At 50.8% G+C, this 14,978-nt stretch carries 20 protein-coding genes and 2 tRNA genes; 15 read left to right on the plus strand and 7 right to left on the minus strand.

Features of this window, described 5'->3' with window-relative positions:
- Positions 1-174: 174 nt before the first annotated feature.
- Genes AC3OH0_RS03915 through AC3OH0_RS03970 form a run of 12 tightly spaced genes read left to right on the plus strand, consistent with a single transcriptional unit; the run spans position 175 to position 8,223 of the window.
- Entirely contained in the window at positions 175-1,728 is a 1,554-nt protein-coding gene (locus AC3OH0_RS03915; RefSeq protein ID WP_498344839.1) for a complex I subunit 5 family protein, read from the plus strand.
- Complete coding sequence (gene nuoB / locus AC3OH0_RS03920; protein WP_498344840.1) at positions 1,725-2,744, plus strand: NADH-quinone oxidoreductase subunit NuoB; 1,020 nt, start codon at positions 1,725-1,727, stop codon at positions 2,742-2,744. Before AC3OH0_RS03915 ends, nuoB begins: the two co-directional genes overlap by 4 nt.
- A complete protein-coding gene (locus AC3OH0_RS03925) occupies positions 2,719-3,837 on the plus strand; it encodes an NADH-quinone oxidoreductase subunit D (protein ID WP_498344841.1) in 1,119 nt (372 codons plus the stop codon). Before nuoB ends, AC3OH0_RS03925 begins: the two co-directional genes overlap by 26 nt.
- Before the next feature lie 5 nt (positions 3,838-3,842).
- Positions 3,843-4,325: an NADH-quinone oxidoreductase subunit I gene (locus AC3OH0_RS03930; RefSeq protein WP_193436673.1), complete on the plus strand. Its 483-nt coding sequence runs from the start codon at positions 3,843-3,845 to the stop codon at positions 4,323-4,325.
- Positions 4,325-4,606 carry an MrpF/PhaF family protein gene (locus tag AC3OH0_RS03935; RefSeq protein ID WP_498344842.1) on the plus strand — a complete coding sequence of 94 codons (282 nt, stop codon included), beginning with the start codon at positions 4,325-4,327 and terminating at the stop codon, positions 4,604-4,606. Before AC3OH0_RS03930 ends, AC3OH0_RS03935 begins: the two co-directional genes overlap by 1 nt.
- A complete protein-coding gene (gene mnhG, locus AC3OH0_RS03940; RefSeq protein ID WP_193436675.1) occupies positions 4,603-4,977 on the plus strand; it encodes a monovalent cation/H(+) antiporter subunit G in 375 nt (124 codons plus the stop codon). The genes AC3OH0_RS03935 and mnhG overlap by 4 nt, the downstream gene beginning before the upstream one ends.
- Positions 4,974-5,222 carry a Na(+)/H(+) antiporter subunit B gene (locus AC3OH0_RS03945; RefSeq protein ID WP_227410913.1) on the plus strand — a complete coding sequence of 83 codons (249 nt, stop codon included), beginning with the start codon at positions 4,974-4,976 and terminating at the stop codon, positions 5,220-5,222. Before mnhG ends, AC3OH0_RS03945 begins: the two co-directional genes overlap by 4 nt.
- Positions 5,209-5,994, plus strand: a complete 786-nt coding sequence (locus tag AC3OH0_RS03950) for an MnhB domain-containing protein (protein WP_193436676.1) — start codon at positions 5,209-5,211, stop codon at positions 5,992-5,994. The genes AC3OH0_RS03945 and AC3OH0_RS03950 overlap by 14 nt, the downstream gene beginning before the upstream one ends.
- Positions 5,991-6,401: a sodium:proton antiporter gene (locus tag AC3OH0_RS03955; protein ID WP_193436677.1), complete on the plus strand. Its 411-nt coding sequence runs from the start codon at positions 5,991-5,993 to the stop codon at positions 6,399-6,401. The genes AC3OH0_RS03950 and AC3OH0_RS03955 overlap by 4 nt, the downstream gene beginning before the upstream one ends.
- Positions 6,394-6,894, plus strand: a complete 501-nt coding sequence (locus AC3OH0_RS03960) for a Na+/H+ antiporter subunit E (protein WP_193436678.1) — start codon at positions 6,394-6,396, stop codon at positions 6,892-6,894. Before AC3OH0_RS03955 ends, AC3OH0_RS03960 begins: the two co-directional genes overlap by 8 nt.
- Before the next feature lie 12 nt (positions 6,895-6,906).
- On the plus strand, positions 6,907-7,245 hold the full coding sequence (locus tag AC3OH0_RS03965; RefSeq protein ID WP_193436679.1) for a hypothetical protein: 339 nt from the start codon (positions 6,907-6,909) through the stop codon (positions 7,243-7,245).
- A gap of 3 nt (positions 7,246-7,248) precedes the next feature.
- On the plus strand, positions 7,249-8,223 hold the full coding sequence (locus AC3OH0_RS03970) for a complex I subunit 1/NuoH family protein (protein ID WP_193436680.1): 975 nt from the start codon (positions 7,249-7,251) through the stop codon (positions 8,221-8,223).
- On the opposite strand, the gene AC3OH0_RS03975 is transcribed toward AC3OH0_RS03970, so the two are convergent.
- The 3 genes from AC3OH0_RS03975 to AC3OH0_RS03985 all read right to left on the minus strand — a co-directional run bounded on the left by AC3OH0_RS03975 (position 8,220) and on the right by AC3OH0_RS03985 (position 10,211).
- Positions 8,220-9,272, minus strand: a complete 1,053-nt coding sequence (locus tag AC3OH0_RS03975; RefSeq protein ID WP_193436681.1) for a deoxyhypusine synthase — start codon at positions 9,270-9,272, stop codon at positions 8,220-8,222. The genes AC3OH0_RS03970 and AC3OH0_RS03975 overlap by 4 nt on opposite strands.
- A 111-nt stretch (positions 9,273-9,383) precedes the next feature.
- A tRNA-Pro gene (locus tag AC3OH0_RS03980) sits at positions 9,384-9,458 on the minus strand.
- Positions 9,459-9,554: 96 nt separating this feature from the next.
- Positions 9,555-10,211: a DUF973 family protein gene (locus tag AC3OH0_RS03985; protein ID WP_193436682.1), complete on the minus strand. Its 657-nt coding sequence runs from the start codon at positions 10,209-10,211 to the stop codon at positions 9,555-9,557.
- A 139-nt stretch (positions 10,212-10,350) separates the two neighbouring features.
- Between AC3OH0_RS03985 and AC3OH0_RS03990 the strand changes: the two genes are divergently transcribed.
- The 3 genes from AC3OH0_RS03990 to AC3OH0_RS04000 all read left to right on the plus strand — a co-directional run bounded on the left by AC3OH0_RS03990 (position 10,351) and on the right by AC3OH0_RS04000 (position 12,953).
- Positions 10,351-10,425: transfer RNA gene (locus AC3OH0_RS03990), tRNA-Arg, on the plus strand.
- A gap of 552 nt (positions 10,426-10,977) precedes the next feature.
- Complete coding sequence (locus AC3OH0_RS03995; RefSeq protein WP_498344843.1) at positions 10,978-11,961, plus strand: thermonuclease family protein; 984 nt, start codon at positions 10,978-10,980, stop codon at positions 11,959-11,961.
- Positions 11,907-12,953 carry a hypothetical protein gene (locus AC3OH0_RS04000; protein ID WP_498344844.1) on the plus strand — a complete coding sequence of 349 codons (1,047 nt, stop codon included), beginning with the start codon at positions 11,907-11,909 and terminating at the stop codon, positions 12,951-12,953. Before AC3OH0_RS03995 ends, AC3OH0_RS04000 begins: the two co-directional genes overlap by 55 nt.
- 204 nt (positions 12,954-13,157) lie before the next feature.
- On the opposite strand, the gene AC3OH0_RS04005 is transcribed toward AC3OH0_RS04000, so the two are convergent.
- The 4 genes from AC3OH0_RS04005 to AC3OH0_RS04020 form a co-directional block, all read right to left on the minus strand.
- Entirely contained in the window at positions 13,158-13,706 is a 549-nt protein-coding gene (locus AC3OH0_RS04005) for a DUF8471 domain-containing protein (protein ID WP_193436685.1), read from the minus strand.
- Positions 13,707-13,708: 2 nt separating this feature from the next.
- Positions 13,709-14,194 (minus strand): DUF1616 domain-containing protein, encoded by a 486-nt coding sequence (locus AC3OH0_RS04010; RefSeq protein ID WP_193436686.1) that lies wholly within the window; start codon positions 14,192-14,194, stop codon positions 13,709-13,711.
- Position 14,195: 1 nt separating this feature from the next.
- Positions 14,196-14,615 (minus strand): hypothetical protein, encoded by a 420-nt coding sequence (locus AC3OH0_RS04015; RefSeq protein WP_193436687.1) that lies wholly within the window; start codon positions 14,613-14,615, stop codon positions 14,196-14,198.
- A 48-nt stretch (positions 14,616-14,663) separates the two neighbouring features.
- Positions 14,664-14,978: hypothetical protein (locus tag AC3OH0_RS04020; RefSeq protein ID WP_498344845.1), on the minus strand; the 315-nt coding region annotated here is incomplete at its 5' end.

Genomic DNA, 14,978 nt, shown 5'->3' on the forward strand with positions numbered 1-14,978 from the left:
CCTGAAGGAGGGCGCCGGCCGGCCACGCCGGAAATCCCGGGTTCAAATCCCGGCCGCCGCACTCATCCTAATAAGCGAAGACGATCTGGATGTGGTGTTTCAACGCGTGGATCTTCCGAGAAATAAGGTTTAAATAGCCTGTTATTGTAGAAAATGTTAGGTTTGGTGAACCTAATGGTCTCTGTGAGCGTGTTGCCCGCCCTCACCCCTTACCTCCTGGTTTTCGGAGCTTTCACTCTAGTGTTTTTCAAGGTGTTTAAGGCTAGGAAGGTGTTTTCAAGGATTTACGCTCTTGGCTATGTTTCCGCATCCTTCATCTTTTCCTTATCAACTTACTTAGCGGTGAGGGATTCCGGCATCCTCTATTATGAGCTCGGAGGCTTCCCTCCTCCCATAGGCATCACATACGTTGCCGACGAGTTTTCAGCCTTCCTAGCGGTCATCGCGTCAGGCCTGGGTCTTCTCCTATTTCCCCTAATACCTGTTCTACAGCCTGAGAGTGACGAGTACTACCTGGCCCTGTACCTAGGCCTCCTGGCAGGGTTCACCGGGGTCTTGTACACAGGAGACTTGTTCAACATGTTCGTGATGATGGAGGTGATGCTGGTTTCCACCTACGGGCTTATAGCGCTAGGAGGTTCTAAGCAATCTTATAGGTCCGCCTTCGACTACGCCATGGTTGCAGGCGTAGGCGGTCTTCTCTTCTTCATGGGGGCGGTTCTAATATACTTCGCCACGGGAACCCTTAACATTGGTCACATGGGTTTGATACAGCAGGGTTTCACAGCATGTAGCAGGGGGCTTTCTCAAAACCCTGTCGAAGCCTTGCAAACCCTTTCTCTTTTACTTTTCTGGGGACTGGTTGTGGATGAGGCTCTCGTACCACTCCACTTCTGGCTTCCCCCAGCCTACTCCTCCACGGGGCCGGTGACGGCCTCGCTTCTAGCAGGGGTTTCCGAGGGAGTTGCATACTACGCGTTGACCAGGATTGTCTACACGGTTTTAAACGGGTTGAACCCTATTCTAGAATACTCTTTAAGAATCCTTGGAATAGCCAGCATTGTAATAGGGGGTTTGGGAGCGCTATACTCTAGGAGCTTTTCAAAAACCATATCCTACACCGTGGTAATGGATTCGGGCTATGTTGCAATAGCACTGTCTCTCGGACCACCTGGCGTAGAAGTGGCCTTAGCCTACATACTGGCCCATGCAGTAGTGAAGCCCCTGCTCTTCTTAACGGCAGGCTGGGGTAGGAGTTCATACGGTACTGACGTGTTCGAGAACGTTGAGGGCTCTCTCAGGTCTTCGAGAATACTTCAAGCTGGATTAATAGTTGGAGCGGCAGCCGTGACAGGGCTGCCCCCTACCATTTTCTTCATCGCTAAGCTAGGTGTTTACGTAAACCTCTTCAACTCTTTGAACGCGGACGTGACTGTTCCGCTGGCTCTTTTCACCTCGCTTGCTGGATCACTTCTTGCTTTAACAGCTTTCATTAAAGCAGTATCGGCGATGATTCTTGCTCCTCCAAGGGAGGGTTTGAAGCTTGTTCCCAAAGCCCTTAAAACCTATCTACTGCTCCTCACTGCTCTCACAATAGTGCTCGGAGTTGTCTACGCTTTCTCGATCGAACCATTAATCTCATCGGCTTCAAACTCGATAACGGCTGGAAGGATTGACTACCTCTCAGAGATAAGCGGAATCCTGTATTGCGAGGGTGGTTCGCTATGAGCTTGCTTGACAAGCTTGTTAAATGGGCGCGTAGCAGGAGTATGTGGATGATACACTACTGCTCAGCATGCGGAGCGGTGGAGTTTCCTCCCATAGTAATGTCTCCTTTAGACTGGGAGAGATACGGGTACATGCCTGCACCAACCCCTAGGCAGAGCGACCTCTACGTTGGAATGGGCTATCTAACCAAGAAAACGGTTAAGCTATTCCTCAATATGTATAGGCAGGTTCCAGAGCCCAGGCTGGTTGCGGCTGGATGCAACTGCACCGCAACAGGCGGGTTATACTGGGACAGCTACGCCACCTACAAGAGGCTTGACGAGTTCGTGGATGTTGAGGGATGGGTTCCAGGCTGCATGCCAATGCCTGACGACTACTTCAGCATGCTGGAGTATTTAAGGAGGAAAATCGCCACCTCCGGGCTTGAGACACATGTTTCACGGATAAAGCCTGATGCTTTCGAGAAGATAGCAAGGTATGAGGAGCTTGAGAAGCAGTGGCTTAAGGAGTACCTGGATAAGGCTTCTAAGCAAGCGGGCGAACCCGTTAACTATGTTTTCAACCCGTCATACCCCGAGTGCTACGAAGCCTCCGCTAAGCATAAAATCTGCAAGCTAAGCGTTGAAAGAGAGAAGTTAAAGATGGTTTTGAAAGAGCTTAAGGATCAAGGGTTCAGCCTCTTCATCAACATCAACACGGTTGACTACCCTGATAAAGGAGTGATAGAGCTCTACTATATTCTTGAAAACCCTGGGACAGGCGAGCAGAAATGGGTTAAAACATACACTCCGAGGGCGAATCCCACCGTTGAAAGCGTGCACGACATCTTCCCCCTAGCCCTCTACATTGAGAGAGAGGTTTACGAGATGATGGGTGTTTTATTCGAGAACCACCCCTTGCTTAGAAAGTGGATACTTGAAGGCAACTGGGAGGGACCCCCGCCTCTTAGGAAGGATGTTGACACGGCGGGCTTCGTGGTTAAAACAATGTATGGAGGCTACAAGTATGGAAGGTAGTGGCTACCAGGTAGTCTACTTCGGACCCCAGCACCCCGGGGTTCCCGGCAACATTGCCTACAAGCTCTGGCTGGACGGTGACAGGGTTGTTAAAGCAGAGGTTGTCCCGGGATTCCTCCACAGGGGTTTTGAAAAAATGATGGAGAACAGGACTTGGGAGATGAATGTTGCAATGAGCTACAGGTTCTGCGTCGAAGACCCTGACCACCTTGAAATCGCCTACTCGCTAGCTGTTGAAGATATTTACAAGGCTGAGATACCTGAGAACGCTAAATGGCTCAGGATGATCCAGGCTGAAATGGGCAGGATAGCATCCCACCTGTTCTGGAGCCACTTCATAGGCGGGAGCATTGGCCTGCGGACCCCGGCCTACTGGGCTGTCGCCGCTAGGGAGGAGATTCTGAAATGGTTCGCGAGGATTTCCGGGCACAGGGTTTACCACAACCTCAGCGTACCAGGAGGCATCAGGTACTCGCTCCCAGAGAACTTTAAGGAGGAGACAACGCGCGTTGTAGAGTTCGTGGAGGAGAAGGCCAGGGATGTGGAGGAAGCTTTACTGGGAAACAGCATTTTCAAGGCCAGGTTGAAAGGACTGGGCAAGCTATCGATTGAGGATGCTTTAAACCTGGGGGTTACTGGCCCCGTGCTGAGGGCTTCAGGGCTGAGGTATGATTTAAGGGTTCACGCACCCTACTTAAACTATGACAAGGTAAGGTTCGAGGTACCTGTCGGAGCATCGGGCGACTCCTACGACAGGGCTGTCGTAAGGTTCAAGGAGATACATCAATCCCTCTTAATAATAAGGCAGGCGCTCGACGAGGTTAGGCCCGGCGAGCCCCTCAGGGTTAAGCTCGGGCTCACCGCTCCCGTAGGCGAGGGAGTAGCCAGGGTTGAGTCAGCAAGGGGCGAGTACATGATCCACATCATCAGCCAGGGAGGCAGGAAGCCCTACAGGGTGAGGCTGAGAAGCATGTCAATGCCTCTTCTAACAACAGTGGTTGACCACATTGTCTCCAGGGAAGAGGTGACTATTGCCGACTTCCCCGTGATCCTTGCATCCCTGGACCCCTGCCCGCCCGACCTGGACAGGTGATTCGCATGGTGTTGCCTACACTGGTTAAATCCTTGAAACACCTTGCCAGCAAACCCTACACCCGTCTAGTCCCGAGGAAGTCAAACCCGTTTAAAACAGAAAGGATTAGGGGAGCCCATGTCCTAGACATGCTTAAATGCACCGGCTGTAGCATGTGCCAGCAGGTCTGCCCGGCAGCATGCATAGACATGGTTTCAGTTGAAGGCAACTACCCCCAGAACCCTAGGAGGAGATTCCCGAGAATAGACCACTCAAAGTGCACTTTCTGCGGACTTTGCGTTGAATACTGCCCGGTAGGAGCTCTCTCGATGACCACTGTCACAGGCTACGAGCTATTCACCACAAACAAGGACACTACTTTCAAACAGCCTCTACAGCTCAAGGAGCCGTTGGGCAGGGTTACAGTGACCAAGGAATTGTTCACCAAGGCTTACAGCGGGGGTGCTCTCTCAAAAGGCGAGGCAACCACAAGCAAGGGTGAGGAGTAATGGTAGCGGTGGAATCCCTGGCCTCTGTAACCCCGTTTCTAATAGGATTGTTCACCGTGGCGATGATCGTTTACTCAATAAGGGTTTTCACCTCGAAAAACCTCGGTGACGCTGTCCTAGCTATTGACGCGTTAACGGTTGACTTGATCGTTTTAATGATGCTTGTCGCCCTGCACTACAGGTCTCCCTACCTGTTAGTGGGAGTTATACCGCTCGGCGCCTGGATATTCCTGCTCGACCTTATCGTTGCGAAATACCTGGAGAAGAGGTGGGCTAGGTGATTGATCAACTGCTTTTCTACCTGGGCATCAGTCTCCTCGCTGTCGGCGGAGTATTGGACATAGTCGCGTCCTTAGGCTTCTTCAAGTTTAAAGAGTTCTACACTAGGCTCCACGCTGCCACCGTAGGAGCCATCGGGGGAGGCTTCTACCCGCTTATAGGCGTAGCGTTTACAGTCCTAGGGCTCGATGTTGAATTCTGGCTTAAAGCCGTGTTCTCAGGGGTATCCCTGGTCGCTGCAGCTGTTATAGCCCTGGGTGTTCCAGCAGGCTCCCATGCCCTTGCAAGGGGGGTTTACAGGTCGAGGGAGGCTGAGCCCAGCGTGGTTGCGGACAGGTTGAGGGAGGATTTGGAGAAGGGTGAGAAGAAATGATAATGCTTATCCTCGCATCCTTAGCTGCAACCCTTGCCTTGATATCAACAATAGTGGTTGTCCAGGAGAAGGATGTTGCCAAAGCCGTGGTGTTGGCTGGTGTTGAATCCGTGTTCTACGCTCTCATACTTTCAATCTTCCTGGCGCCTGACCTGCTAATAGCCTACGTTGCCATAGGCCTTGGGCTGAACACGGTTATACTTCTCTACGTGCTCTCGAAGGGTGAGAGGTATGAGGAGGCTTGAGGTTTTAATCCCGGTTTCGATAGGGGTTTTGATTTTCACGCTGGCTTACTCTCTGGGAATGCTCAGCCCTGAAAGAGGGCTCACGGGCTTAGCTGAAACGCTTCTCACAGTCATACCTCTCCAAAGCTCCATCCTTACTTCAATGAGTTTCGAAGTTGTTACAGCAGTAATATGGGATCAAAGAGGGTTTGACACGTTCTTCGAGACAAGCGTCCTCTTCCTAGCAATAGTTGCATCCCTCTCATTAATAGCTGGAACCCGTCAGGCGATTGCTAAAACCCAAGCCTCCACAGTGATAGTTAGGCTTGTGTCAAGGATTCTCGCACCGGTCATAGTTGTTGTAAGCGTATCTGTCGCCGTCCACGGGCATGTAACACCCGGGGGAGGCTTCCAAGGCGGCTCGGTATTTGTCGTAGCCCCGCTGATTTTAATGCTGGCTTTCTCAAGCCAGCGTTTAACCATGCTAGGGTTCAAAGGCGAGAGGCTCTTATTCCTGAGAGCCCTCGGCGTATCGTTGATCGGTTTAACCGGGTTGCTACCAGTTATATACTCTAGAGCTGTGAACGTGGAAGCATACTTGTTCCAGAACCTGGGGAAGCCTGGGACAGGCTTCAGCTACCCAGCTCTCATAGAAACCCCGTTTTTCAAAATGCTACTCTCGGGCTCCATATTTATTTATAACATTGCCGAATACCTTGCAGTCTTAACGGGCTTCACTCTCGCACTCTACTATTTAACCGCAGAGTTTGAGAAGGGAGGTGTTGGCAAGTGATCGAGGAGGCTTTATGGTACTATATAGGCTTCACATTGACCCTGACAATAGGGTTCTCTATCTACGGCATCGCCTCCAGGCCCCACCTGGTTAAGAAAATGGCTCTGTTCACAATCCTCGGCGACGCGATATACGTGCTCCTAGTATACCTTGGCTACACGCTATCGTCAACCACCCCGCCAGTCTACCCCGGCGGAAGTCTCGAGAACCCTGTGTTCCCTGAGGCTGGTCAAATCTCCATGTTCTCCGCAGGAAGCGTTGACCCTGTTCCACAGGTCCTGATAGTCACCGCAATAGTCATCGGCTTATCAGTCTTACTGCTCCTAGCTGCAATCTCCATCCGGATTGCAAGGGAGTATGGTTCTTTGATAACGACTAAGTTGAAGGAGGTTGAGAGCGGTGGGTAAGGTTTCCGCTATAATTCCAACCCTACTGCTAGCCTTAATATACCTGGTTTACACAGGCTCCTACGGGGTGCTAGAGGTTGGTATAGCCCTGCTAACCGGCCTAGGCGTGTCGCTACTGCTTGGGCAGGACCTTGTGAGAAACCCTGGGAAGCTCTCGATAGCAAGGTTTTCCAGGGCTGTAGCCTACCTTGTCAAATACTTCACTGTTGTAGAGGCTAAGGCTCATTGGGAGGTGATTAAGCTCATTCTTAAGCCTAGTGCTAAATACAAGCCAGCTATTGTAAGAGTTCCCTACGGTGTTAGCAGCGAGTACTCGATTGTCTCAATAGCGAACTCGATAACAAACACTCCGGGAACAGTGGTGATCGATGTTGACGAGGATAGGAAGCTGTTCTATGTTCACTGGATCAACGCCCAGGCCCTCGAGGACCAGGAGGCTAGGAAAAGTGTTTCCGAGGTGTTTGAGAAAGACGTATCTAAAATCTTCGAGTAGCAGGTGGTTATGATGGATGTGTACGAGTTCACCATAATATATACTGGGATGGCGGTCTTAACAGGGCTTACAGTATATCTCGTTTTCTACGTGGTTTTTCAGAAACTAGCCGCTTCTAAAACACCTGAGCAGAGAGATGATGTATCAGGTTTAATAGTGATGGGAGGCTTCGTTGTTGACGAACCCCTTAGGCTCTCAGCGATCAGGATTCTCAAGGACATTCTTAGGAGAGCGCTGGGGAGGAGGGTGCTGAGGCTTGAATCCTTCAGCCGAGAAATCAGTTCATGGTACCTGCTCGCGCTTATTTTCCTCGCAGCCCTTGTCGCTGCATCCTTCCTGCTGGGGTGGTAGTGGATGGCCGGCATCCTAGATCTCATAATCCAAGCGCTGGTCTACCCGGGCCTAGTCTTCACCATAATCCTAATAATATTTACTCAGTGGCTGGCTCGAAAACTATCGGCGAGAATACAGTTCAGGAGGGGCCCTATTCATGCCGGCCCTGCCGGTATACTGCAACCTCTAGCAGATCTCTTAAAGCTGGTGGCTAAGAGGGACATGGTTAACAAGTACTCGCTAATGCACAGCCCTGTAATCGTTGTAAGCCTTGGGATAGGTGTCTTAATAGTAGCCCAGCTTGCACTACCCGTGGCTTACAGCCCGATCTATGCGAGATACGATGCTATAGCAGTGCTCTACTTCCTCCTCATAGCTCCCTTTGCAATAGCATACCTTGCAGTGGCTCACCCAAACCCCTACACAACCATTGGCGCTGCCAGGTTCCTCGCAGTCCTCGCCGTCTCAGAGCCTGTTTTCGCCGCATCCCTCTTAGTTCCGCTGATAATCTCCTCGAGAACAGGAGGCGATTTCAGCATCTACCTCACCTCTCTGAGAGCGGCTGGTGCTTGGACATCCGGGTTTTCAGAATCAATAGCGATGATCCTTGCAACAATATCGGGCTTCCTAGGCATGCTCGGAGCCCTCATGGTTAAGCCTTTTGACACTGCGGAGGCTGAGTCTGAAATATACTGGGGGGTTTTTACAGAGCTCGGCGGCCCCAGGCTTGCCTTCGGCTTCTTCCTCAAGTTCGCTGAAAGAATCGTTATGCCAATGATATTTGCAGTATTGTTCCTAGGAGGAGTCTGGCCTGCCGACCCTTCAAACTGGATGGCCTCAGCGCTCGTGGTTTACCTGAAAACCATAGTGGTTTTCACAATCCTGGTGGTCGCTGACTCGATCCTTCCAAGGTATAAGCCAGAGCAGGCTGTAGCGTTCCTGCTGAAATATGCTTACCCGCTGGCTGTGGCAGCGATTCTTCTATCGCTAGTCTAGCCTCGGCGCTGGAAGAACCATGAGGTGTCGAAAGGCCTAGCTCTTCTAACCCCGCTCTCCAACAATGCGTGAGAGATTAACGGTAGGGCTATTGTAGCGTCAACGTAAACAGTCCTCTTCCTTGCAACAGGAGATACCTTACCCCAGCTCACAGCTTCTTCAAGGGTTGCCCCGCTCAGCCCTCCCCACTGGGGCGCATCGGTTGTGAACTGTACAACGTATTCGAGAGACTTGTAGTAGTCGTGAACCCCTTCCTCATACTCTCCTATGAGGGTTTGCGCCACGGTGACGAGGTTGACGTAGTCCTTGGGAACCCCTCCCCCTACGTATATTGCTGAGAGCTTTCTGGAGCGCTTCCCCAGCTCGACAATATCGCTGAAATCCTTCACCATGTCTATTACAACCTTGTGTCCCTTCCTGTAGGCGAGGAGGGTTGCCATACCGTAAGCACTGTCAACTAGGGCTGGGGAGAAAACGGGTACTCCAGCCCTGTATGCTGCTGAGACAATGCAGTCTATTCCTTTCTCGCTAAGCCATTTACCGAACTCGTGTAGGAATTCAGCGGTCGAGAAGGGCTTTCCCGGCGGGAGTGTTTCGACGAACTCTCCTATGAGCTTCTCCATCTCCCTGTACTCCAGCTCGCTTGCCACGGTATCGTAGAATCTGTCGTACTTGTGTTTCAACAGCTTCTCATCGTCAACGGTGGGCAGGGTTTTATAGTATTTAAACCCCATTGCCTCGAAAATATCCTCGCTAATGACCGCTCCTGTTGAGACGACGATGTCAACATACCTCTGCTCCACAAGCCACTTCACAATCCTCCACATCCCGGCCGTGCTGAGCGAGCCGGCCAGGCCTAGGAAAATAGTGTTCTCGGGGTCCTTGAACATTTCCAGCAAAACCTTGTAGGCCTCCCCTAAAGCCCTCCCCTGGAAGGCTGTGTCAGCCATTGCCAGGAGCAGTTCGTGTATGCTCCTCTTCTCAACGCTTAAGGATTTAACCTCTCCGAGTATAAAGCTTAAATCATCAGGTAAGCCTGCCTCGTGCAATCCGTCTCAACCGTGAAAACCCTATATCGCATGGTTTTTTAAATGTTTCCAGGTCAGTCCGCTGAAAGATCATCATTTCTCAGTTTCTAGCGGTTTCATCAAGCCTTGAGATGGGGCCGCGGGGATTTGAACCCCGGGTCACGGGGGCCCAAGCCCCGCATCCTAGCCAGGCTAGACTACGGCCCCCTCCTTACTATCATGATAAACCATGACCTTATTAAAAACTTAAGAATGACTACGGGTTTCCCCGTTATCAGAAAGGTTGGGAGGTAGTTTAAAAAATTATACTGGCGGGGGAAGGGCTGGGCTGGGTTGAGGGGTTGCCGGCGGGGGTGGTTGCATGGTGCTGTATTTTCTGACGGCGTCTCCCAGCGCTACGTACATGAGAATGTATGCGATGAATGATAGGATTGGGATGAATATTCCTATGATGAGGAGGATGCCTGCTACCAGGTAGAGGCTGTTGCCCTCGCTCGAGTTGAGGTTGAAGCATAGGATGATCATTCCAACGTATCCAAGTATCAGCAGGATGTAGCCTATTAACACTAGGAGTATTCCAATCAATATCAACGTCAGGATTACACCTATGATGACTAGTACTAACCCCCAGATGAAGCCTATCCTGATCAACGTGGCGGCTGTCGAGTACTCGGGCCGGGCTTTCCTAAGCTCTTCTACCCCAGGGATGAATTTCCCGTAGAAACCCCACAGCCACAGTACTCCTCCTATTAAGACTCCTACCACGCTGGCCAGCAACACCCCTAATGCTGAGGCACCTCCTCCATCGCCGCTGGAGGCGGTGGAGGCTAGCATCCCGAAGAGAAGGAACATCAGGGAGGCCCCGGCTAAGACTGAGCCTATGATACCGTAGAGAAGGCCTTCACGCATCTTGCTGAAAGAACCCGCTAAATCAGCCTGTGATGAAGGCGTGACAATCATAACATGCACCTCTATTATTACTTACGATTCAAAGCTATATTAACGTTTAGAAGGTGTAATGGAGAACACTCCCCAATCCCGTGACGGGCTGTCGAGGTAAACACTTATAAACAAGACAACATAATCCCAATACTGAGGAGGGCCCGTTGCCTAGCCAGGATAGGGCGCCGGCCTCCTAAGCCGGAGGCCCGGGGTTCGAATCCCCGCGGGCCCGCGTTCTCTTAAAAACACCAGCATTAAACACCAGGTTTTCACATCAAAATCAGCATACGAGACGTTAGTTCCCCATCCTAAGAGTGTTCTAAGGCTTAAAAAGAAGTGTTGATACAGGCTCTGCAATCACGCCAAGAAAGGCTGGATGCCTCCAGTCCTAAACCAGCCTATCAGGTATGGAGTAAATACATTGTGAAAACATGAAGAAGGCCTGGATTCCCTATGTTTAGAGCGGTTGAAAACTTCGAATGGCCGGTCCCTGGATTACACAGTTTCGACGAAACTTTAAAGAAGGGGAATCCCTGGATTACGCGGCGATTCTGGGAAATAACCCGGCACGGAGGTGCCTGCTTGATCCCGGGTAAACTTCAGCATCAACAAACCCCCTCCCGTGTTTAGAGCACTGAGCATTTACCGGAAATAGGCGTCTAAACGCGTTTGCTCCTGAATGCTCAGGAATGGATGCTTAAGGTTCGCGGAAAACCTGGGATTTTATATTAAATGCTTTTATACAATATATACCTAAAATAATATTTAGAGAGGTTGAATACTCGTGAGTATTAAACCTATCCCTATTTTAACTCTCCTAATCCTGCTAACAACTCTAACCCCGCTTGCAGCATCACCAGATCCTGTGGGCGTTCACGGCGACTTCCCGCATGCCAGGGTAGTTGTCACAGAAGTGGTGGACGGGGACACGTTCTGCATATCCCCGCCGGTCTACGTAGGGGGAGAGTACAGGACGGTTGTCAGGCTAGCAGATATTGACGCGCCGGAGCTTGATACCTCTGAAGGACAGCAGGCAAAGCAGGCCTTAACCAATCTACTAGCACAGCATGGAGGAGTAGTATATCTGGACATAGACAAAGCTGGGGGCGTAGACGGTGAAGGAAGAGTTATAGCAGTAGCCTATGTAAGGGAGAACACAACCCACTTGTTAAACGTAAACAAGTGGATGATTGACAACAACCACGCTGTAGTAGAGGACTATCCAAACGACTTTGATCCTTCACAGTGGAACCTGTACATAGAATACCCGATACAAAATGAGAAACTACCAACCATAACCAGGATACCCCTGCACAGTGGGGCAATAGCTAACAGTACTTCCTGGGGTGTTAGAGTAGCCGTCACACCTGATGGAAACTACATTGGAGTAGCATTCTCGGATTACGGTGGAGACTATACACTGCATGTTAGAATACTGGACAGAGAGGGGAACATCGTCAACAGCTACGACTACGGTCCAGATAAGGGATCTGACTGGTACGCCAACGTATGGCGCGGGATGTTGGACATAGCGGCTAATGAAACAGGCTTCATGGTAGCGTGGACAAACCTCACCAGAAGTGGTAATAGTAGAGTTGTACTGTACAGCTTCGTGCCAGTAACAGGCACTCCTACACAGCCACAACATATCTACCTGGATACTTATCAGAACCATCCGTTAGTCGCATTCTTCGAACACTCCAACGGCACTAGATGGTGGATTATAGGTACGGCAAGCAGACCACCTCTGTATCCAGGTATACATTAAACCTCTTAGACTTGACGCCCCAATATACCAACAGATTCGCTAATGTAAATCTAGCTGGAGCACCTGCGGCTGACGTAAAGATTGGAGTAGACGTTATGGGCGGTTTAATATTTGATAATGTAACCAAATCGTTCCTCGTAGTTGCTAGGAATAAAACAACCGATCACAACATCATAGGTATTCATGGAAATTCTCATAGTACATTAGGCTTCTTTATATTCACCTACACCATTGACTCCAGGACCGGTGATCAAGGGCCAGAGCCTGATATGACTGGTAGCTACTCCTACTACAACGTCTACCCAATGTACACTGCACTGCTCGGTAGTGGCCGTTACTTGTTGACCGCTTATAATGAAAACTCCAGCGCGCTGGCATACGCTGTTTTCGATTTAGATACTAAGATTGTATCTCGCATATCTTTGTATGATTATGGTTCCGCTACAACCTATTACCCGTGGATTGCGGGAGGTAGCGGGAAGTGGTTGCTTGCCTACAGTGCAAGAGGCTATGTTAACATCACGCTGGTTAGTCCTGATGGCTCGAACACGGGCCTGGTCTCCCTGGCTGACAGGAGCTCCAGCTATGTTAGAGTAGCCTATGATGCAGGAGCAGGGTTGTTCCCTGTAGCGTACTCGGTAAGGGATCTCGGCACGAGCAACTACGACCTGTTCCTGGCACTGGTCGGGGAGGACGGCGGCATCGGGAGTTTCGTCATACCGGTTAGCACAGACGATAGCGTTAGCAATATACCGGTGAACATGGTTGTGTTGCCAGGCGGATCACCTGGAACAGTGGTAGTCTTTGCTGTAGAGGGCAACGATCTCGTCGCATACTACGTGTCGAGCAATTATCCGGAAACCCTGCAGCCAATGCCTATTCCTGAGCCCGTCATCGTTTCACTAGCAGTTGCCGGCACCGGCGGAGCATTAGTAACATATATACGAAGAAGATTGAAGAGGAGTAAGCTCTCTTTCACAAACCTTTTTTAACACCCATTCCCGACTTCTTATCTGCCCAAGCAGCCCGGGACTGCTTGGAGCGCTGTGGAAAAACCCTGCTATGTAATCTTAATGGTTGCGCGACTGGGAAACGTCCAAGGCCCGCCCTCTCTGTAGCTGACCAGGGAATTATACTACTCTGGGTTTAGGGAGGCGTAAGACGTGAAACCACTGCATCAATTGGTTGCCGCTGGCTCAGGGGCTCGGGTAGGCTTGGAGTTTTTTCTTAACAACCTTGTGTTTTCTTTCAGCAGCTACTAGGCCTATTGCCGTGTTGTATAGTGTGAGTGCTGTTATCAACGGGTCCAGACGGATCCCCCAGGGAGTGTAGTTGAGGAGGAGGCCTATCAAGGGGATTACGGCGAGGGATAGGCCTATTGAGAGTGCGAGTCTTTCAAGGGGTTTTAAATCATCCTCACCTGGGTACAAGGCCTCTACGAGTACGTATCCTGGTAGGAAGAGAACGTATACTGTCCCGAGCAGGTACCTCAGCGGTGTTAGAGTAGGCATGATGCCGCTGGCGTAGACTGTGGCTGCCGTTGCGATGGTTAAGATGATCAGGGTCCAGAACCATGCGGAGTAGTCTAGCCTGAGGATGTAGCTTCCAAGGGTTTTAGGAGGATCGGGGTCCACCAGCCTTATCCTTCCACGTGAGGCATTCTCGTAAGCAGTTTTCAGCGCTTTCCACCTGCTCTTCTTCCCTAGCTTCGCAACATACTCCTCTAGAGTGATCTCGCGCTTCATAACTACCACTGTGTAACGTTCACGTATAGGTGAACCCACCTGCCAGTGTAAACCCAGCCCTCCCCAGTATTGTGAACCCAGAGCTCGAAAACCAGTGCAACCCTGGAGGGAAGGGTGGGGGAGTACACTGGGATTTTAACAGGGGTTTCCCACGACTCGTTGTGAGCTAGAACCAGCCTCCATTCCTTGAGAACCGGGGCTGGCGACTCCGTGGTGTTCGAGGGTAGGGTTTCACCCGTTGCGATCTTGTAGACTACTTTAAAATACCCTGTGCGTCCCAGGTTGTTGAACACGTATATGCACAGGTCCAGTGTCGACCCGTTGAGAACATTGCTAGGGTACTCCCCTATTTTACAGTCCTGGTTGAGCAGGCCGATTGCCGTGAAGGGTTCAGGGTTCTCCGGCCTCAGAATCAAGGCTATCCCGAGCACAGCACCGATGATCGAGACAGCGAGGACTACGGCGAATACTTCCTCATCCATGATCATGCTAATACTCCCTCACAACCCACTTCCTCCTGGTTTTAAACCATAAGTAGATGTAAGCGCGTGGAAGCAGAGTGTAAACTAGGAGAGGAATGAGGGCGAGAACAGCCACGGAAGCAGCCTTCGAGGCTGTGTGGAGGAGGTATGCTTGCTGAGAACCCTCCTCAAGATCCGCGATCATCGTGTCAACCTCGCTGAGGATTAAGCCAGCCCTGGCATGGTCACCCTGCTCAAATGCTTTAACAGCTTCATTAAGCTTATCTACAACGCTGCTAGCATCAACATGCTTAGCCTCCAGCTCCGCAATTCTTTCAACATACTCCGCGATCCTGGCGTCAAAGTCCTCGTTGTAAGCAGTGTAGAGCATGCTGAGCGAAAACGTGGCAAGCATCAACAAAGCTACCACAAACACTTTCCTATGCATGGAAACCCCTGCGCTGTAATATTGGAATGTTGGGGAGGAGTAAAATACCTAATCGCCAGGTAGGTTAACGAAGTACCCGTTATCCCTGAGCACCGTGGCTACCACTCCATACTTGTAGGCAAGAGGTTTCGAAAATATTAGGGTAACGTTCCTGACTCCTGGAGCCCTGGATTTAAAGGCATCGGCTAATCCTGCTCCAATACCTTTATAGTAGTCTTCGAGCTCGCCCACGAAACCCGTTGCCTCCCCCAGCTTAATAGTCCTTGTCCTGCTCCACGTGCTGTAATCGTGTAATGCTTTAACACCGTGCTTCCGGAAGATACTGTTGAATGCTGCGAGCACGTCGAGGATTCCCCCATGAAT

This window comes from Thermosphaera sp. (genome assembly GCF_059755995.1).